At 72.3% G+C, this 20,466-nt stretch carries 10 protein-coding genes; 5 read left to right on the top strand and 5 right to left on the bottom strand.

What is annotated here, in order from left to right; genetic code table 11:
- Positions 1–114 precede the first annotated feature (114 nt).
- On the top strand, positions 115–648 hold the full coding sequence (locus KPL78_RS01290) for a hypothetical protein (RefSeq protein ID WP_219760834.1): 534 nt from the start codon (positions 115–117) through the stop codon (positions 646–648).
- On the opposite strand, the gene bcp is transcribed toward KPL78_RS01290, so the two are convergent.
- Together bcp and KPL78_RS01300 are read right to left on the bottom strand one after the other, a co-directional pair.
- Positions 649–1,116 (bottom strand): thioredoxin-dependent thiol peroxidase, encoded by a 468-nt coding sequence (bcp, locus tag KPL78_RS01295; RefSeq protein ID WP_219760835.1) that lies wholly within the window; start codon positions 1,114–1,116, stop codon positions 649–651.
- Positions 1,113–4,100, bottom strand: a complete 2,988-nt coding sequence (locus KPL78_RS01300; protein WP_219760836.1) for a bifunctional [glutamine synthetase] adenylyltransferase/[glutamine synthetase]-adenylyl-L-tyrosine phosphorylase — start codon at positions 4,098–4,100, stop codon at positions 1,113–1,115. The genes bcp and KPL78_RS01300 overlap by 4 nt, the downstream gene beginning before the upstream one ends.
- A gap of 17 nt (positions 4,101–4,117) precedes the next feature.
- Here KPL78_RS01300 and KPL78_RS01305 point away from each other — a divergent pair, with 17 nt between their 5' ends.
- From KPL78_RS01305 to KPL78_RS01315, 3 genes are all read left to right on the top strand, one after another.
- A complete protein-coding gene (locus tag KPL78_RS01305; RefSeq protein ID WP_219760837.1) occupies positions 4,118–7,333 on the top strand; it encodes an AsmA-like C-terminal region-containing protein in 3,216 nt (1,071 codons plus the stop codon).
- A gap of 52 nt (positions 7,334–7,385) precedes the next feature.
- Positions 7,386–8,687, top strand: coding sequence for an aspartate aminotransferase family protein (locus KPL78_RS01310; protein WP_219760838.1), 1,302 nt, complete (start codon positions 7,386–7,388; stop codon positions 8,685–8,687).
- A gap of 67 nt (positions 8,688–8,754) precedes the next feature.
- Complete coding sequence (locus tag KPL78_RS01315) at positions 8,755–9,063, top strand: chorismate mutase (protein WP_219760839.1); 309 nt, start codon at positions 8,755–8,757, stop codon at positions 9,061–9,063.
- 616 nt (positions 9,064–9,679) lie between these two features.
- Here the strand turns inward: KPL78_RS01315 and KPL78_RS01320 are convergent.
- The 3 genes from KPL78_RS01320 to KPL78_RS01330 form a co-directional block, all read right to left on the bottom strand.
- Positions 9,680–12,667 carry an Rne/Rng family ribonuclease gene (locus tag KPL78_RS01320; protein ID WP_219760840.1) on the bottom strand — a complete coding sequence of 996 codons (2,988 nt, stop codon included), beginning with the start codon at positions 12,665–12,667 and terminating at the stop codon, positions 9,680–9,682.
- Positions 12,668–13,504: 837 nt separating this feature from the next.
- On the bottom strand, positions 13,505–14,275 hold the full coding sequence (locus KPL78_RS01325; RefSeq protein WP_219760841.1) for an arginyltransferase: 771 nt from the start codon (positions 14,273–14,275) through the stop codon (positions 13,505–13,507).
- 54 nt (positions 14,276–14,329) lie between these two features.
- Entirely contained in the window at positions 14,330–16,723 is a 2,394-nt protein-coding gene (locus tag KPL78_RS01330; protein ID WP_219760842.1) for a penicillin acylase family protein, read from the bottom strand.
- An 83-nt stretch (positions 16,724–16,806) separates the two neighbouring features.
- On the opposite strand from KPL78_RS01330, the gene KPL78_RS01335 reads away from it, so the two are divergent.
- Positions 16,807–20,367 (top strand): tetratricopeptide repeat protein, encoded by a 3,561-nt coding sequence (locus KPL78_RS01335; protein ID WP_219760843.1) that lies wholly within the window; start codon positions 16,807–16,809, stop codon positions 20,365–20,367.
- Positions 20,368–20,466: the final 99 nt, after the last annotated feature.

The following is a 20,466-nucleotide window of genomic DNA, read 5'->3' on the forward strand; positions in this document are numbered from 1 at the left end:
CATCGCGAGGACGACACAACCGATGGGCGCTATTTCGCTACCGCTGGTGCGTGGAGATCGCTCAATTCGTCTGTCATGCTGCGTTTTTGGGACAGACCGGGTAACAATCAGGCCATGTCGGAAGCCGTCCAGGCTCTCAATCGGCGCAGCATCGCGAACTGGCCTTCCGCCCGGCTGCTGGATTTCGCCGAATCCAACGCGCATGACCAGGAACTGCTGGAATACATCCTGGCGGAGTTGAGCCGTCGTGACGTGGATGTGGCTGTCGCCGCGGCGCAGCGCGTGGCAGCGCTGATCGGCGGCACCAGCGCGCTGTCTGAACGCCCCGCCGCCGATGGCGGGCCCGAAGTCGCCGCCCTGAAGGCCCGGCTGGACCAGGCCGAGCGCCGCGCGCGGGAGGCCGAGGCCCGTGCCGCCACCGCCGAACGGGCGCTGGCGTGCGAACCGCTGCCCTCGCGCGGCGGCACGCTGATGCGCCGCGTGCACCTGGCCGACACGGCGCCCGGCTGGCTCGTCGATGCGGCCCGTCGCGCCTTCCGCCTGCGCTTCCACCCCGACCGCTTCGCCGATCCGCTGATGAAGGCCCGGGCCGAGGAGACCTTCAAGGAAGCGGAGGACGTCTTCCGGCAGATCGCCACCGGGCAGTAGCTATAGCGCCTTCGCGGCCTCCAGCACCTGGGCGGCGTGCTCGGCCGGCTTCACCTTGCGCCAGACCTTCACGATCTTCCCGTCCGCGCCGACCAGGAAGCTGCTGCGCTCCATGCCCATATAGGTCCGGCCATACATCGACTTCTCGACCCAGACGCCATAGGCCTCGGCGACCGCGTGGTCGGCATCGGAGGCGAGCGGGAAGGCGAGATTGTACTTCGCCGCGAATTTCTCGATGGGCGGGATGGCGTCGGGGCTGACCCCGATCACCGTCAGGCCGAGCTTGCCGAGTTGCGGCAGCGCCTCCTGCACGCCGCAGGCCTGGGTGGTACAGCCCGGCGTATTGGCCTTCGGGTAGAAGTAGATCAGGTAAGGCTTACCCTTGAGCGCGGCGGAGGAGACCTCCCGCCCGCCACTTGCCTTCATGGTGAAGGCGGGTGCGGTACTGCCTTCGGTCAGTGCGCTCATTTCGCGTCCCCGTTGGTTTCAGGCCGTCCCAGGCGCCGCTCGAACACCGCGCGCACCGCCTTCGCCCGGCTCGCCATCTGTGCCTTGAGCCCGGCGAGGTCAACCAAGGGCGTGGCGGGATTCAGCCCGCGACAGGCATGCAGCAGCGGCGCAACCAGACTCTCGGGCAGGGCTTCCTCCCGCCAGCGGCCGACGGTCAGGCGCAGCAGACCGCTGATGGTGCGCCACAGATGTTCGGCCGCGATCAGGGTCTCCGCCTCGGCGGGGTCGAGCAGCCCGGCCTTGGCCAGCCGCGCGATCGCGACGCGCGTCGTGGTGGCGAGCGCCTCCGGATGCCGCTTCGCATGCGCGAGTTGCAGCGCCTGGGCGATGAACTCCACCTCGACCAGCCCGCCGCGGCCGAGCTTCACATCCCAGGGGCCGTCCGGCGGCAGGTCGCGCAGCATGCGCGCCCGCATCGCGACCGCGTCGGGGATCGCCTTGTCCGCCACATCGGGCCGCAGCAGCGCGGTGCGGATCGCGGCTTCCACCTTGCGTTTCAGCGCCGGCGTCGCGGACACCACGCGGGCGCGGGTCAGCGCCATGCGTTCCCAGGTCCAGGCATCCTCCGCGTGGTAGCGCTGGAAGCCGGACAGCGAGACGGCGACCGGCCCCTTCGACCCGGAGGGCCGCAGCCGCATATCCACCTCATACAGCTTGCCGCCGGGCCCCGGCGCGGTGATGCCGCCGATCACCTGATGCGCGAGACGGGTGAAATACTGGCTGACCGGCAGCGGGCGCGGTGCGGGATGGCCGCGCCGTGGCCTGCCCTCACTCGCCTCCACGCCGGCGGCGTGGTCATAGATCAGGATCAGATCGAGATCCGATCCCGGCAGCATCTCGCGCCCGCCGAGCTTGCCCAGCGCGACGACGGCCAGGCCGCCACCCTTCACCTTGCCGTATCGCTCGGCGAATTCCGCCTGGATGTGCGGGAGCAGCCCGATGATGGCGGCATCGGCCAGGGCGCTGCGCGCCTCGCCCGCCGCGTCGATGTCGATCAGGCCTTCCAGCGCGGCCGCGTCGATCTCGAACTTGCCCTCCAGCACCAGGCGGCGGGCGGCGTCCATCGCTTCCTCGATGTGGCGCGCGTCCTTGAGCTGGGCGGGCAGGGTGGTCGCGGCGTTGCCCACCGTGCCGCCGGCGCCGACCAGCAGCCCTTCCAGCGCCGCGGTATGGCTGGCGAGATGGTCGGCAAGCTGCGGCGCCGCCCCGAGGATGGCGGCCAGCCGGTCGAGCAGCGCCGGATTGCGTGCCAGCAGCGAGAGCACCTGCACGCCGGCGGCGAGCCGCCCGAACACCCCGTCGAGCCGTGCCAGCGCCGTATCCGGATCGCGCTGCTTTGCGAAGGCGGCGAGCAGGCCGGGCATCAGCGCCGTCAGCAATTCGCGCGCGCGCTCGCTGCGTGTCGCGCGGGTATGGCCATGGTGCCAGCCGCGCACCAGCGCCGCGACGGCCGAGGGATTCGCGTAGCCCATCGCTCGCAGCGTCGCGATGGTCGCCGGGTCGTCCTCGACGCCGGTGAAGACCAGGCTGCCCCGGACGTCCTCGGCGGCGAGCGTCGGCTCGGCCTCGAACATCCGGCCGTAATGGCGTTCGACCTTGCGCAGATGCTCGGTGAAGACGCGGCGGAAGGCCTCGACATCCGGGAAGCCGAGGAAGGAGGCGATGTTGGCGATGCCCTGCGCATCCTCCGGCATGCGATGGGTCTGCCGGTCGGCGACCATCTGCAGCCGGTGTTCGAGGGTGCGGAGGAAGACGTAGGCGTCGGCGAGGTCTGCCGCCGCGCGCCGGTCGATCTTGCCCGCGCTGGCGAGCGAGGACAGCGCGCCGAGCGTCGTCGGGTCGCGCAGCCCTGGATCGCGCCCGCCCCAGATCAGTTGCAGCACCTGCACGGTGAACTCGATCTCGCGGATGCCGCCGCGGCCGAGCTTCACGTCATGACCTTCGACCTGCACCGTGTCGTGCGCGCCCTTCGCACCCTTGTGGGCGTGGATCTGGCGCTTGATGGAATGGATGTCGGCGACCGCGGCGAAGTCGAGATGGCGGCGCCAGACGAAGGGCCGGATCTCGCGCAGGAAGGCCTCGCCCGCCGCGCGGTCAGCCGCGACCGGCCGCGCCTTGATCATGGCGGCGCGTTCCCAGTTCTGGCCCATGCTCTCGTAGTAGGTGATGGCGGCGGGGATCGAGACCGCGAGCGGCGTCGCCGCCGGATCCGGGCGCAATCGCAGATCCGTGCGGAAAACATAGCCCTCGGCCGTGCGTTCCTCGAGCAGCCTCACGAGATCGCGGGCGATTCGGACATAGACGGCGCCCGCGCGATCGGCATGGTAGGCTGCCGCAGGGTCATAGAGCACCATGAGGTCCACATCGGACGAATAGTTCAGTTCGCGCCCGCCCAGCTTGCCCATCCCAAGCACGACGAGGCCCGAGTTCCGACCGACGAGCCGCGGTTCCGTCCGGGCTGCGCCCGTAACGCGGAGTTCGCCGCGGGCAGCGGCATCGCGCAGCAAATGCGCGCAGGCGGCGTCGATCGACGCCTCCGCCAGGTCGGACAGCGCCCCGGTGACACGGTCGAGTGGCCACAGCCCTGTGATGTCACCCACCGCAGCCGCCAGGGCGCCCTGGCGCTTGGCCTGGCGCAGCACGGTCGCAACGGCCGCGCGCGGCGTCTCGGGGTCGATGCGGGTCAGCGGATCGAGCGCTCGGGCGAAGGCCTCATCCGGCCCATCCTGGGCGATGGCCAGCAGCGCGGCGGATTCGCGGATGGCGAGATCCGCCAGATAGGGGCTGTGCCCCCCGAGCGCATCGAGCAGCGCCCGGCCGGGGCCGGACGCGGCGAAGTCCCGTTCCGCCTCGCCGCGTTCGGCGAAATTCTCCCGCATCAGGCGGGCGGCGTCGGGGTCGAAGGGGTGGGGCAGGCGCTCAGGCGCGAAACAGGCCGTCATGGCCGGGCAGGGAACAGGTGAGGCGGGCCGCAGGTCAAGCCGGGCGCTGGCTGAGCCGCCTGCTGCGCATGGTCCTTGCCGTCGCGATGCTGGCGGGGATCGGCCTCGCCGCCCTGGCTTGGCGGCTCCAGGAAGGGCCTTTGCCGCTCCCCATGCTGGCGCGGGAACTCGAGAAAGCCTTCGATACGGGGCGCGACGGCGCGCGGCTCCAGATCGGCGAGGTCGCCATCGCCTGGGCGGGCTGGCGCGAGGGCCAGCGTTCGCCGATCGAACTGACCATGCGACAGGTCGAAGCCATCGGTGCCGACGGCGTGATGCATGCCGACCTGCCCGATGCGACTCTGTCGTTGTCTCCGGCGTGGCTGCTGCGCGGCGTGCTGGCGCCGCGGGCGCTGACGGTGAGCGGGCTGACGTTGCGCGCGACGCGGTCGGAGGATGGGACGCTCAGCCTCGACCTGCGCCGAGGCGATACCGAGGCCGCGGCAGCAGGGGAGGAGCCACCGGCGGGCGAAGCCTCGCCGTTGCTCGATCTCGCAGCCCAGCTCATGCGCCCGCCCTCCGACGATGCGCCGCTGTCGGCCTTGCGGTCGGTGCGGCTGAGCGACACGCGGCTGATCGTGGTGGATCGGCAACTCGGCCGGTCTTGGACGGCGGAGATCGACGCCCTGGCGCTGACCCGCCGCGCCGGCGGGGGGATCGACCTCGCCGGCAGTGGGGGGCTGGCGCTGGGTGCGGAGCGGCTGGGGCTGCGGGTCGCCGGAACGATCGACGGCGCGACGGGGCGCGGCCGGGCGACCGTTACCGTCCCGACAGTGCGGCCGGCAGCACTGGCGCGCAATGCGCCGCGCCTTGCCCCGCTCGCCATGATCGACGCGCCGGCGACGCTTGCGGTCGATGTGCAGCTTGACGGGCTGCGCATCCCCAGCATGGCACTGGCGCGGCTGCGCATCGGCCCGGGGGCGATCGACCTCGGGGCCAAGGGGCGCATCGCGCTGGCCTCGCTCGAGGCCGACGTGACGCTGGAGGAGGAGACGCTGCGCATCGAGCGCGCGGTGCTGCATCCTGCCCAGCCCTCGGTGCTGCGCGCCGCAGCCGCCGCGCCGACCATCACCGGCCAGGCCGAGGCGCGCCGCGCCGGGGCCCAATGGCGGATCGAAGCGCAGTTCGGCCTCGATCAGGTGGCTGCGGCCGACCTCGGATTCTATTGGCCCGCCGGCATCGCCCGCGGGGCGCGGGAATGGCTGACTGAGAACCTGACCGACGGTGTCGCGCGCGACGGCAACTGGCGGCTGACCGCAACAGTGGACCCCGCCACCGGAGCCTTTGCCCTTGCGAGCCTGGACGGCACGCTGGACGCCGAGGGGCTCGAGGTCCACTGGCTGCGCCCCATTCCGCCGGCGGCCCATGCGAATGGCCGCGCGCGCTTCGGCCTCGATGCCATCGAGATCGACCTGACCGGTGGCAACCAGTCCGGCACGGCCATCGAGGTGCGCGAGGGCAAGGTGCGCATCGGCTTCACCACCGACCCCGAGATCGCGGAAATCGAACTCGTTGTCGGCGGGCCGGCCGCCGATGTCTGGGCGCTGCTGCGCCAGCCGCGACTCGGCCTGTTCCGGTCGCGCCCGCCGCCGGTCGATTCCGTGACGGGCACGCTGCGGGAAGGGCGACTGTCGCTCGGCTTCCCCATGATCGCGGAACTGCCGATCGAGGCGATGCGGATTTCGGCGACCGGCCGGGCCGCCGATATCCGCATCCCGCGCCTGGTGCTGGGCAAGGACCTCGAACGCGGTGCCTTCGACTTCACCGCCGATCCGCAGGGGCTGCGGGTGAACGGAACGGCGACGGTGCAAGGCATCGCCGTTCGCATCCAGCAGACCGCCGATTTCCGCAACGGCCCAGCGAACCAGGTGGTGTCGCGCGAAACCGTGACGGGCCGCGCCGAGGTGGGCCAGATCGCCGCCTTCGGCCTCGATCCGCGGCCCTTCGTCACCGGCGCGGTCGGGCTCGACATCCGCAATGAGACGCGGCGGAACGGCCAGGGGCGGGTACAGCTCCGCACCGATCTGCGCGATGCCCGCCTGTCCATCGACGCCCTGGCATGGGCGAAGCCGCCAGGTGTGGCGGGTCAGGGTGAAGCGACCTTCGTGCTGGCGAACGGGCAGCTCACCGCCATCGACGGCATCCGCGTCGAGACGGCCGATGCCCAGATGCGCGGCCGCGGCACGCAGCTTCGCCGCAACATGCCCCGGCGCATCGAGATCCAGCAGGCCCATCTCGGGCGCAGCCGATTCAGCGGGGAGCTCGTCCCGCCGGAGGGCCCCGGCGGGGATTGGACCATCGCCATGCGTGGGCCGGTGCTCGACATCGCGCCGGTGTTGGCGCGCAGCGGCAGCGCGGCCGAAGGCGAGGCGGGCGGGGATGACGGCGCTGGTGTTTCGCTCGAGGCCCATTTCGATCGCGTGCTTCTGCAGGGGGATGCGGCGCTGTCGGGCATTACCGCGACGCTCGGTGTGAATGGCCGGGGCCTGCTCGCCGCCGCGCAGGTCCGTGGCCGGGTGGTCGGCGGCGGAAGCCTCGATCTCAGCGTCGCGCCGCAGCTTGGCAGGCGGCGCCTGCGGCTGACCAGCGACAATGGCGGCGCGCTGCTGCGTGCCTTCGGCGTGCTGCGCACGATCCAGGGGGGGCGCCTGTCGGTCGATGCGACCTACGCCCATGACCGGTCGGGCGCGCCCCTGGCCGGAACGGCGGAACTCGAGGAATTCGCCGTGGAGAACGCGCCGGCCGTGGGCAAGCTGCTGCAGGCCATGTCGGTCTTCGGTGTCTTCGAGGCATTGTCCGGCCAGGGCCTCACCTTCGCCAGCCTGACCGCGCCCTTCACCCTGACGCCCGAGGCGCTGGTGCTGGATGATGCGCGGGCCTTCTCCATGTCGCTGGGGCTGACGGCGCGCGGGCGGATCGACCGGCGGCGCGACGCGATCGACATGGAGGGCACCATCGTGCCGGCCTATGTCTTCAACTCGCTGCTGGGGCGCATTCCGCTGCTGGGGCGGATCTTCAGCCCGGAGCAGGGTGGCGGGCTCTTCGCCGCCACCTATCGTATCCGCGGGCCGCTCGCCGATCCGGCGGTCAGTGTCAATCCGCTGGCGGCGCTGACGCCGGGTTTCCTGCGCGGGATCTTCGGCATCGGACAGGATTCGGCGACCGACGCGCCGCCGCAGCCCGGCCGCCGGTAGTCGACGCGACGGCGCTTCGATAGGCTGTGCGCCGCAGCATGAGGAGCAGGACATGAGCGGCATCACGAAGAGCGCGGAAGAACTGGCGCTGATGGAGGCCGCGAAGCGCGTCCTGCCCGGCGGTGGGCTGGGCAATTTCCCCGCCGACATCGTGGTGCGCTCGGGCAAGGGCGGGCATGTGCAGGATGTGTCGGGCAACGACTACATCGACTTTCTGCTCGGCTCCGGCCCGATGTTCATCGGCCATTGCCATCCCAAGGTGGATGCGGCGGTGATCGAGCAGGTCGGGAAGGGCTCGACCTTCTTCGCCGACAATGAGCACGGCATCCGCCTGGCCGAGGCGATCGTCGACGCGGTGCCCTGTGCGGAGAAGGTGCGCTTCCTCTCCTCCGGCACCGAGGCGGATTTCTATGCCATGCGCCTCGCCCGGGCGTATCGCGGCAAGCCCAAGATCGTGAAGTTCGAGGGCGGCTACCACGGCATGTCGGACTGGGCGCTGATGTCGCTGGCGCCGAAGCGCCTCGCGAACTTCCCCGCCGCCGTGCCCGACAGCCCCGGCATTCCCGAATCGGTCCGCTCCGAGGTGCTGGTCGCCCCCTTCAACGACATCGACGCCGCCGTGAAGCTGATCGAGGCGCATCAGGATGAGATCGGCGGCGTCATCATGGAGCCGCTGCAGCGCCTGATCCCGCCCAAGCCCGGCTTCCTGGCCGCGGTGCGCGAGGTGACCGCCCGGCTCGGCATTCCGCTGATCTTCGACGAGGTGGTGACCGGCTTCCGCTTCTCCCTGGGCGGCGCGCAGCAATTCTATGGCGTGACGCCGGATATCTGCACGATGGGCAAGATCATCGGCGGCGGCTACGCGCTGTCCGCGATCGGCGGCAAGGCCGAGATCATGGCCCTGTTCGACAAGGCGGCGGTCGGCGAGGAGCGTTTCCTCACCCAGGTCGGCACGTTGTCCGGCAATCCGGTCGCCGCCGCGGCGGGCCTCGCGACCATCGAGGTGCTGCGCGAGCCCGGTACCTATGACGCGGTCTTCGCCACCGGCCGCTCGCTGATGGACGGGCTGACGACGCTGATCGCCGAAGCCGGCATCCCGGCGCAGTGCCTGGGCGAGCCGGTGCTCTTCGATGTCGTCTATGCCGATGGGGACTTGCGCGACTATCGCGCCCTGCTGCGCCAGGACGCGGCGATGCAGAAGCACGTCAACACCACGCTGCGCAGCCGCGGCATCCTGAAGGGCGACAGCAAGTACTACGTCTCGACCGCGCATACGGCCGAGGATGTGGCGCAGACCCTCGACGCCTTCCGTGCCGCCATGCGGTCCCTGCCGGCCAGCCGCAAAGTCGCCTGACAGGCTTGACGGATGGGCCTGCTGGCCTCAGCAGGCCCGTCCCACGCGACCGGAGGGGGAAACACGCATGGCCGAGAGCCAGGACGAAGCGCGGCAGGAACTGCTCGCGATGCGCAAGACCATCGACAACATCGATGCGGCGATGATCCACATGCTGGCGGAACGCTTCCGCTGCACCCAGCGTGTCGGCGCGCTGAAGGCGAAGCACGCCATGCCGCCCGCCGACCCGAAGCGCGAGGAACAGCAGGTCGCGCGGCTGCGGGACCTGGCCAAGGTCGCGGACCTCGATCCGGAATTCGCCGAGAAGTATCTCGCCTTCGTCATCCGCGAGGTGATCCGCCATCACGAGGCCTTCCCGCGCGCGCCGAAGGCGTGATGTGGGGAGGGGCGCCCCGGAAGGACGCAGCCGCGGCAGGCGAAGGCCGCGGGGGACAGTGCCGGGATCTTGTCCGGGCGTGATGCCGATGCCGCATACCATGGACGCGCGCCGTCGCTCGGGACCTTTGGCCGGTCGGCGTTCCTGACCACGTCGAAACCTCCGCCGTCGCGTTGCGGGGGCGCCGGTCCATCGGCGCGAAGACATGGCGGGCGATGGCGAATGGAGAGGGGCGCCGCCCCTCTCCAAACCTCACCCCGCCAAAGGCCGAAGGGCCCTTGGAAACCTTCACCTGGCGTCGCGCGCCGCTGGCAGACTGGAATGCCGAGGCCCGCTTCTGCACCCGAAACGCGCCGGGAGGGCATGGAATGACCCCGCCGCCCGGCACCAGCAGAATGCGTTCCAGGGGATCCAATCCCCTGGCGGGCTGATTCGGAGGGGCGGCGCCCCTCCGATGGCTGCCGCAGCGGAAGCGGGCAAACAACCACCACCAAGGCCCTTCGGCCTGTGCCGGGACAGTCGGTCCGGAGATGGGCAGGAACCCTCCCCGTCGCGCGCGGCGCGGGCTTCTACCCCGGCACCACGCGGCGTATCGCCACGTGGTGCCGTGTTGATCTCAGCGGCGCCACCAGCCTTGCCGCTTCGGCCGGTCCGGCGTCGCTTCGCTGTCGAGGAGCACGGGCTGGATCGGCGCGCCGACTACCGGCTCCACCGGGCCTGCCTCCGTGGCAGCCGGGACCGGTTCGGCCGCGGCGGGCTCGGGTTCCGGCACGCTGGCAGGCTCCGGCTCCGGCTCCGGCGCGGCGGGTTCGGCCGCAGCGATAGGGGCGGGTTCGGGTTCCGGCTCAGGGGGACGGGCCACCGGCACTTCGGGTACGGCTTCGGCCGCCACGGGCTCGGATACCGGAGCAGCTTCGGCGGCCGGCGCTTCAGCCACGGGGGGCGCGACGCGCGCGGGGCGAGGCGCGGTCGCGGCACGCTCGGCAGCGGCCTCGGCCGCTTCCATCGCCTCGAAGATGTCGTCGATCTGGCCCGCGAAGGGGTCGGCCGGCGTCGGGCCGCTGTAGCGCGACGGGGCAGGGGCGGGCACCGGGGCGGGGGCCTCGGCTTCCTCCTCGACACCCGCCATCAGGTCGGGCGTCGTGCCGTCATCGCGCCGACGACGACCACCACGACGGCCGCGGCGGCGGCGGCGGGCCTCGCCCTCAGCCGTATCGGCCGCTGCAGCGTCGGCCGTCTCGGCCGCCTCGGATGCCTCGCCGGCCTCCATGGGCTCGACGGGTTCACCGGCCTCGGCCTGCTCGGTGCCCTCATCGGCCTCGACCTCGCCCTCGCCCTCGGCGTCGCCGTCTGGGCCCTCGCCATCCTCGCCACCCGCAGCCGCATCGCGGCCGTCCTCGCGGCGACCGCCACGGCGACGGCGGCGGCGGCGGCGGCGGCGCTCGCCCTCCTCGGCGGTTTCCTCACCGGCGCGGCGGGGAGTGGCCTCGGCCGCCTCTTCGCTGTCCTCGGCCTCCTCGACGTCTTCCTCGGCCTCGACCGGCTCCGGCGCGTAGTCCATGCGCAGGGCGGAGGGCGCGGCAGGGATGGCGGCCGGCTCGGCGGCGCGCAGGCGTTCGATCTTCAGCGCCGGTGGGATCAGCGCATCGTCGGGTTCGAACATCACCGACATGCCGAAGCGGGCTTCGAGCTCCGCCAGGCGGTCGCGCTTGCGGTTCAGCAGCCACAGCGCGACGGGGCTTGCGACATGCACGCAGATCTCGGCGGCGCGGCGCTTCGCGCCCTCCTCCTCGATCGCGCGCAGCACCTGCAGGGCACTGCTCTCGACGCTGCGGACGGTGCCGCGGCCCTGGCAATGCGGGCAGGTGACGAAGGTCTGTTCGGCGATGGACGGGCGCAGCCGCTGGCGCGACATCTCCAGCAGGCCGAAATGGCTGATGCGGCCGACCTGGATGCGCGCGCGGTCGTGCTTCAGCGCCTCCTTCAGGCGCCGTTCGACCATGCCGTCATGCTTGGACGACTCCATGTCGATGAAGTCGATGACGATCAGGCCGGCGAGGTCGCGCAGGCGAAGCTGCCGGGCGATCTCGTCCGAGGCTTCGAGGTTGGTGCGCAGCGCGGTGTCCTCGATGTGCCGGTCGCGCGTCGCGCGGCCCGAATTCACGTCGATGGCGACCAGCGCCTCGGTCTGGTTGATGACGATGTAGCCGCCCGACTTGAGCTGCACGACCGGCGAATGCATCGCGTCGAGCTGCGCATCGACATTGTGCCGGGCGAACAGCGGCACCGCCTCGCGATGCATGCGGATGCGGCCGGAGCTCTGCGGCATCAGCATGCGCATGAATTCGCGCGCCTGGCCGTAGGCGTCGTCGCCCTCGACGACGACTTCCTCGATGTCGCGGCCGTAGACGTCGCGGATCGACCGCTTGATGAGGTCCGCTTCCTCATAGATCAGCGCGGGGGCGGTGGAGGCGAGCGTCCGTTCGCGGATGCTGTCCCACAGCCGCAGCAGGTATTCGCAGTCGCGCTTGATTTCGGGCTTGGGGCGCTGCGCGCCGGCGGTGCGCACGATCAGCGACATGCCGTCGGGCAGGCTCATCTCCTCGACGACCTCGCGCAGGCGCTTGCGGTCGGCGGCGGAGGTGATCTTTCGGGAGACGCCGCCGCCGCGCGGGGAATTCGGCATCAGCACGGAGAAGCGGCCGGCGAGCGAGATGTAGCTGGTCAGCGCCGCACCCTTGCCGCCGCGCTCCTCCTTGACGACCTGCACCAGCATGATCTGCCGGCGCTTGATGACTTCCTGGATCTTGTAGTGGCGCAGGAAGCGGGGCGGGATGCGGCGCTCGCGGCGGTCTTCCTCGCTTTCCGGCGGCAGGTCCTCGCCGCCGATCGTCTCGGGCGGCGGGGCTTCCTCGGCGGGAAGGCTCTCGACGCGGCTGATCTCCTCGGCCTCGCTTTCGGCGACGGCAGGCTCGCCCTCGGCGGTGACGGGCTCGGCCTCGGTGGCGGCTTCGACGGCGGCGGGCAGCACCTCGGCGGGCGCGACGGCATCCGCCAGGACGACGGGTTCGGCCTCGGGCGCCGTGTCGGCCGCGCCCTCCGCCGGCGCCTCCTCGATGGTCATGCCGGCATCCGGCGTGCCGGTGATGCGCTCCTCGGCCATGTCGAGCGCCTGGGCGGCCGGCGCCGGCGCATCTTCCGCCGGGGCTTCGGTGGCATCCTCGGCCGGCGTCCAGCCCTCATTGCCCTCGCCGTTCCAGTCGGCGCGGTCCATGGCGGATTCGGGCGGGAGGTCGTCCTCCTCCTCCGCGCGGGCATCCTCCGCCTGCATCTCGATCAGGCGCTGCCGGTCGGCGATGGGGATCTGGTAGTAGTCGGGGTGGATTTCGCCGAAGGCGAGGAAGCCGTGGCGATTGCCGCCATATTCGACGAAGGCGGCCTGAAGGCTGGGTTCGACCCGCACCACCTTGGCCAGGTAGATGTTACCCTTCAGCGGCTTGCGGGTGGCGGTCTCGAGGTCGAATTCCTCGACGCGGTTGCCGTCCAGCACCACCACCCGTGTTTCCTCGGGGTGGGATGCGTCGATCAGCATGCGCTTGGTCATGGGCGTCGGAACTCCGCGCCGCGGCTGGGCCGCCGGCGCAACGGAATGGCGGGGCCCGGGCTTGGAACGGAATCGCGGCGCTGCGTCGTCAGGCATGCGGCGGCGAACATCCTCGCTCGGTGGACCGCATACCGCAGGCATAGCGGTACGGGCCCGGGGTGGGCGCGCCTGGTCTCTGCCCCGGAAACCCTTGAACGGCCGCGCAAAGCGCGGTGGTCCCAGGCACGGGCGGGCCGGCGACGCGGTGCGGAGGTCCGGCTGCCGGCTGGGGGCGGTCCGGATCATGCGCGCACCCGTCTCCGCGCTGGCGGAACCGGTAGGAGGGCACCCGGCTGATCCACGGAAAGGCGCGGGAGGCATGATCGCCATCCCGGCTCCAGGCCAGGTTCCCGATCAGTCGCGCCGGTCGCACGCCCTGGCCTTGAGCCCCGGGGTCACGCGCCGGGCGATCCTGCCCGGATATCCGCCCGCAGCGTTTGCCGCCGGGGCGATGCACCATAATCGTCACAGGAGGGCGCCACAAGGCCGACCGTTACACTCTTCCGTCGCTTCCCCGATGGCACGGCGGGCATCGGCCGATGGCGTCCGTCACGGGCCATCCCGGTCCGATGATCGGAGGCGCGCTGCGCCATGCGCGCGAAGATGCGGCACTGACGGAGATGGAGAGGGGCAAAGCCCCCCGTCGCGTCGCGTGCCTCACCTTCGTCTCCATGAGGCTCCGCCCCTCTCGGTTCCGCAGGTCAGGACATGGGCGCGCTGGCATCTGACGACGAGCGAAGTGCCCCGCCCCGACCCCGCTGGCCCATCAGTGTGCGAAACGGGCGGCCCGTGCCGCCCTCACAGATCGGCGCTGGTCATCACCGGTGCCGTCGCGGGCCTTTCGGCGCCTTCGTTCAGCACCCGCCAGCTTCCGCCCATCAGCACCTCGCTCGGCCGGAAGCGCGCCTTGTAGGCCATCTTCCGGCTCTCCGGCACCCAATAGCCGAGATAGACGTAGGGCAGGCCGAGCTCGCGCGCCCGTTGCACCAGCCACAGCACGATGAAGGTGCCGGTCGAGCGCTTGTCCTCGCCCGGCTCGTAGAAGGAATAGACTGCCGAGAGCCCGTCCGAGAGTCGGTCCGTCAGGCAGGCGCCGACCAGCCTGTCGGTCGGGTCGCGCAGCTCGACCACGGTCGTGGTGATCGGCGTGTCCTCGATCATCGCGCGGTAGTCGTAGAAGCCCATCGCCGCCATGTCGCCATCCGCGTGCCGCGCCTTCTGGTAGCGGTTGAACAGCGCGAATTGTTCCGCGGTGGCACGGGCGGGCATCTCGGCCGCGGTGATGTCGGCATTGGCGCGGGCGATGCGGCGCTGGGTGCGGTCCGGCTCGAAGGCCGAAACGACGATGCGGATCGGGATGCAAGCCTGGCAGCCCGGGCAGACAGGCGAATAGGCGATGTTGTGGCTGCGGCGGAACCCGGCGCGCGACAGCCGGTCGTGCAGCGCCTCGGCATCGGTGCCGGAGAGTTCGGTCACGACCTTTCGTTCCGTCCGCCCGGCCAGGTAGGGGCAGGGCAGGGGCGCGGTCGTGTAGAAGAAGTGCGGGCGACGGGCAGAGCGTTGGAGCATCGGATTGCGCCTAGTGTCGGCGTCTGCGCGGTCGGAATCAACCATCCGTCCGGATCACGGCAGCAGACGGATGCGTCCGGCGGGCTCGCCGGCGATGGGACCGAGGCGCAGCAGCGCCCCGTCACGCCAGGCATCGAGCTGGTCCGCCCAATGCGGGCTCATCGGATGGCCGGACTGGCCGGTGGCGATCACCACCCAGGCGCCGGCCGGGTCCGAGAGATCGAAGACCCCGCGGAAACCCGCGCCATGGATATTGCCGAATCGGCCCTCGAGCTCGGCGCGCAACCCGGCGCGGCTGACCGTCTCGCCATCCCCGGCGGAGGGGGTGGTGATGCGGGTCAGGCTGTCGAGGCCGGGGACGTAGCGCAGCATCGGATGCTCGAAGCGCGCCTGATGGGCCGATCCCCAGCGCCAGGTGGAGGGATCGGGCCCGTGGATCGGGCCGAGCTCCGCCACGGCCTGCGCCAGGGCCGCGGATAGGACGGGCCTGCAGCCGGCCTCCCCGCACCAGGCGCGGCCGCGCGCCGGGTCGGTCAGGATGCGATGGAGGAATTCGGCGCTGGCGCGCTGCGCGTCCTCGGGCACGCCGGCGCGGGTCAGCACCGTGCGCGCGAAGCGGCCCATGGTCGCGTGGAAGATCAGCGGCTGGGGACGCGGGCCTTCCATCTCCCCATCCCAGGCGGCGAGCAGGTCGAAGGCAGCCCCGCCCGCGCCATCGGGCCGCGGGGCGGCGCGCAGCACGGGCAGCATCTCCCGCGCGAAGACCGAGACGACATCCGCCTGCATGGCCGCGAAATCCGCCGCCTGAAACTGCGGGCGGGCGGCAAGCATCTCGCCCACCCGGCGGAACCGCCAATCGCCCGGCCAGTCGCGGGCGAGGAACACGCCGCCACCGGCCGGCGCGACGCGGTTGTTGGCGTTGGCGAGCATGCCGCTCGCCGGGTTCTCGACACGGGGCAGGGTGTCGAAGGGCGCGAAGCCAGTCCAGTCGGCGCGCCCGTCCCAGCCCGGCATCGGCTGTGACCCGTCCCCCGACCGGCGCAGCGGCACCCGGCCGGTGAGGTAGAGTGCGATGTTTCCCTCGGCATCCGCGACCATCATGTTCTGGGCGGGGCTGGTGATCAGCCGAGCGGCCTCCCGCGCCGCGCCGATGCTGCCGGCGTCGTTCAGCGCCAGCAGCCCCGCCGCCGCGGTATCCCCCGGCGCGAGATTGGCCATGGCGACGGCGAGCACCGTCCCGTCCGTGCGTCCCTGCGGCGCATCGAGATCCGAGATCACCGGCCCATGCCGCGTCTCGCGCACCCGCAGCGTCACCGGGTCGCCACCGCGCACGCGGATCACCTCCTCCCGCACCATGAAGGGGCGGGGGCCGTCGGGGGTCTCATAAGCGTCGGACCCGACAAGCCGCTCGACGAAGACGTCCTGGGTGTCGGAGGTGGTGGTGGTGAACCCCCAGGCGAGGCGTTCGTTCCGCCCGATGATGATGCCGGGCACGCCCGGCGCGGTGGCCCCGGCGAGCACTCGCCCGCCGGGCAGTTCGATGCGCGCGAGGTACCACAGGATCGGCGCCGAATAGCCGAGATGGGGGTCCGAGGCGAGCAGCGGCGCCCCTCGCGCCGCCCGTGCCGACGCCACCGTCCAGGCGTTGGAGGCCATGGAGGGCAGCGGCGCATCGACCGGAAAGTGCGGAATCTGCGCCAGCAGCCCATCCAGCGCGGCGAAGGACGAGGCCCCGGCGTGCGCGTTGGTCGCCGCCGGCCCGGCCGCCGCGCCCTGCCGCAGCAGGGGCTGGTCCGGCCGGCCCGGCGTCGTGTCGGCGGGCCAGAGGTCCTCGATCCGGTCCGGCGACAGGATGGCCTCCAGCCGGGCGCGTTCCAGCTCGGTTCGCCAGTTGCCTGACAGCCACAGCCCCATGACCTTGCCCCAGAGCAGGCTATCCACTGGCCGCCAGGGCTCCGGCGCGCCGAGCATCACGAATTCCGGTCCCGCGAAGCGCCCATGGGCGGAGATCCAGGCATTCACCCCGGTCGCATAGGCCGCCAGAGCCTGGCGTGTCGCGGCGGGCAGCGCGGCGAGGTCGGCCTCGGCCCGCGGCACCAGCCCCAGGATGCGCATGTAGCGGTCGATGCGCAGTGCGGCCGACCCGGTGACCTCGGCGAGCCGCCCCGCCGCACCGCGGCGCATCATCTCCATCTGGAACAGGCGGTCGCGGGCATGCAGCCAGCCGAGCGCGGTCCAGGCATCCGTCTCGTTGGCCGCGGCGACGTGCGGAATGCCGCGATCGTCGAAGCCGACCTCGACCGCCGAAGCCAGCCCGGGCAGCACCAGCCGTCCCTGGCGGGCCGGCAGGCTCCACCAGACGGCGGCCGTCAGCAGCAATGTGGCGGCCAGGGCCAGCAGGATCAGGCCCGCGGCCGCGCGGCCCGACCAGCGCAGGATGAAGGACATGGCGGGCAGAATGGGTGCGGATGGTCCGAAACGGAAGGCCGGGACGGTTCCGCACGGCGGCGTCCTGCGCTACCCCAAGGGGCATGACGACGACCCCCCAGACGCGAGCCCTGCACCGCGCCGGCGGCATCCATGTCTTCCATCGCCCCGGCACGACACCCTGGACCCTGGTCGTCTTCGGTCCGCGGCAGCCGATCGTCACGGAGGATCGCTGGTGGGGATCGTCGCTGGGACGGCAGGAGGGGGTGGACCTCATCGGCGTCGCCACGACCGATCCGGACTGGTTCCCGCGCGACCTGATGGAAACCGTGCTGCCCGCCATCCGGGCCGCTGCCCGGCCCGATCTGGTGACCTATGGCTTCGACATGGGCGGCTATGGGGCGCTGAAATACGCTGCCGGCCTCGGGGCGCGGGGTGCGCTCGGGTTCTCGCCGCATTTCTCCATCGATCCCGCCGACGGGACGACGGGGGAGATCGGCGCGGCGCATTTCGATCCCCGGCGCCATGCCGGCATGCGCATCGCGCCCGGCGACTATCCCGACGGTGCGCTGGTGCTGTGGGATCCGGGCGTCGGCGCAGACGACCGGCAGGCGCGCGCCATCGCGGCGCTGCCCGGCATCCGGGCGGTGAAGCTGCGCCTGGCGGGCCATATGACGGCGCTGCTGCTCCCCGAGGCTCGGCAACTCCTCCCCGTCTGCGAGCATCTGATCGCCGGAAGGACGGAGGAGGCCGTGGCAGCGATCCGTCTGGCCCGCCGGCAGTCGCCCACCGTGCTGCTCGCCGCCGCCGCGATGCTGGAGGCCCATGGCCATCCGCACTGGGCCGCGGCAACGCAGCAGCGTGCCCTGGCCCGCCGCGTCGATCCGGTCCGCGCGCTGAGGGCCCGCGCAGATGCGCTCGCCCGCACCGCGCGGCCGGAAGCCGAGATCGCTGCGCTGCGCGGCTGGATCGAGGCAGCGCCCCAGGACCCCGAGCCCCGCCTGCGCCTCGTCGAGCGGCTGGGGCGGATCAATCTCCTGGCCGAGGCGGTGGCGGCGGCGCGCGACGCCCTCGCCGCCGGCATCGCCGACGACCGGCTGCCCGGCATGCTCGAAGAAACGGGGGGCGCGCTGACGGCGGCGCCTGCCCGCGAGGAGCGCCCGGCGCCGCGCCTGCTGGGCGAGAGCGACAGCCTTCGCCTCTGGTTCTGGCCGGGCGAGGGGCCGGCGAGCCTGGTTGTCTTCACCCCCGCCAGTGCCGCGCCGGTGGAGCCGGAGGGGTGGTGGTTCCGCGGCCAGGTGGCGCCGCTCGGCTGGAGCACGCTGGTCTTCGCGGCGCACCGCCCGACCTGGTACCCGGGCGCCGAGATGGCGGCGCTGCTGCCCCAGGCGCTCGCCGCCCTGCCGCGGGGCCCGCGCATCACCTTCGGCGCCGGGATGGGCGGCTATGCCGCCCTGAAATACGGCCGCGCCATGAGCGCGAAGGCGAGCATCGCCTTCGCGCCCGTCTTTTCCCTCGATCCCGTGGCCGTGCCGCGCGACCCGCGCACCGCGCGCCAGTTCGACGCGGAACGGAACGCCGACATGACGGTGCGCCGGGCCGACCTCGCCCGCCTGCCGGTCATCGTCTACGACCCGCTGGTGCCGCATGACCGTGCCCAGGCGCGGCGGCTTGCGGCCATGCCCAGGATCCTGGCGGTGCCGCTGCGCCGCGGGGGGAGCGGCGTCGCGTCGGTCCTCGCGGAGACCGGCCGCCTCGGGCCGTTGTTGCATGCCGCCCTGGCGGAGGATGGGCCCGGCGTGGTCGCGGTGCTGCGCGAGGCACGCCTTCGGTCGCCGGGCCTGCGCCGGGCGGTCGCCATGGCCGCCGAGGCGCGCGGGCATGCCGGATGGGCGGCCGCCCTGCGCGGCAAGGCGCCGGTGAAGCCAGCGCCGTCGGGGCCGCCGCCGGCTCCCCCGCCCGTTGTCGCGGACCGGCACTTTGCCGTCCAGGCCAATACCCTGCGCGCCCAACGGCGGTACGATGCGGAGGCGGCCCTGCTGCGCCGCTGGATCGCCGCCATCCCTGCCGCGGCCCGGCCGCGGGTCGCGCTTGCCCAGTGCCTGCAGCGCCTCGGCCAGGTGCCGGCGGCCGCACTGGCCCTGTTCGATGCCATCCGTGACGGCGTGCGCGACGAGGCGATCGGCGCGGCGCTGATCGGCCTTCTGCCCCGGCTGGAGTGCACGGAGGCGATGTCCGCGGCAGCGGCCTCGGCGCTGGCCGCGGCCCCGGCCGACGCCGCGATGCTGGCCCTGTCGGGCGAGATCGCGCTGTGGGCCGGCCAGCCCGCCGATGCGGAGCGGCGCTTCCTGGCCGCTCTGGCGCAGGAGCCCGCGCAGCGCGGCGCGGCGCTGGGTCTCGCCATGCTGGAACCGGACCCGGCACCGGACCAGGCGGCCGGTCCGTATCTGGCCGCATTGCTGTCCGGTCTCGCCGAGCATCCGGCGACGGAGACGGAGTGGCACGCCGTGATCGACCGGCTGTCGCAGGGTGGGCGCCTGCAGGCGGCCGTCCTGGTCGGGCAGGCGGCGCTGGACCAGCATCCGGGCGGCGCCCGGCTGGTCCGGCGGATGGCCCGCGCCCTGGTCGCCGTCGGGCGGGGCGAGGAGGCGATCCTGCATCATCGTCGCCTCATCGACGCGCAGCCGCAGCAGGCGGCGTCGTGGACGGGCATGCTCGATGCGCTGTCGCAACTCAGGCGGCACGAGCAGGGGCGGGCGGTCGCGGCCGAGGCGCTGGCCCTGCATCCGACGGATGCCGCGCTGGCTGTCCGCCATGCGAACTTCCTCCTTGCCCTGGACCAGGGCGCCGCGGCGGAACGCGAGGCACGCCGGGCGATCGCGCTCGATCCCTCCTCCGAGGGTGGCTACCTGGCCCTGATGGACGTGCTGCGTCGCCAGGAACGGCGCCGCGATGCCCTGGCCGTGGCGAGGGCCGGGCTCGAAGCCCTGCCGGAGGCGGTGAGCATCGCCCAGCGCCTGGCCCGCATGCTGGCGGAACGTGAGGACTACGCCGGTGCGGCCGAGATCTATGAGCGCCTGATCGCCATGATGGCGCACCCTCCCCAGGCGGTCTGGGTGGGCCTGGCCGAGGTGCTGCAGGCGGCGGGCCGGCCCGAGGAGGCCGAGGCCGCGGTCCGGCGCGGGCTGGAGGCCGATCCGGCTGCGCAGGACCTGCGCGGGATGCTGGGCCAGATGCTGCTGAGCCGCGGCGAGGCCGAGGCGGTGCGCTCGGCCCTGGCCCAGGCGATCGACGAGGATGCGGAATCCTCTGCGGTGAACTTCGCCATGGCCGAGGCGTTACTGCGCCAGGGCCGCAAGCGGGAGGCGCTGGCGCTGCTGGAAGCGACGGCGGCCGCGGCCCCCGACCATGTGCCGACCCTGGTGCGGCTCGGCCAGCTCATGCTCGAAGCGGGGCGCGTGCCGGAAGCGGGGGAACTCTTCACGCGCCTGACCGAGGCCGACCCCGGCTTGGCCATCGCCTGGGTCGGCCTGTCGGATGCCGAACGTCTGCGCAAGCGGATCAAGCCGGCGCTGGCCGCCTATCGTGCGGCCATGGCGGCCGGGGTTGATCCGCAGACCCTGCGGGCCCTGCGCTACCGGCTATTCGGCGAATACGACGGCTGACGCCCGCGTCTTCCGGTCGTCCGGCGTCGCCGGGCGCCGTCACGCGCCCGGCCATGTCCCGTCAGGCGCGATCCGGTCCCGGGGGGAGCGGCTGCCCCG

It is taken from the genome of Roseomonas alba (assembly GCF_019430885.1).
Classification (GTDB): domain Bacteria; phylum Pseudomonadota; class Alphaproteobacteria; order Acetobacterales; family Acetobacteraceae; genus Neoroseomonas; species Neoroseomonas alba.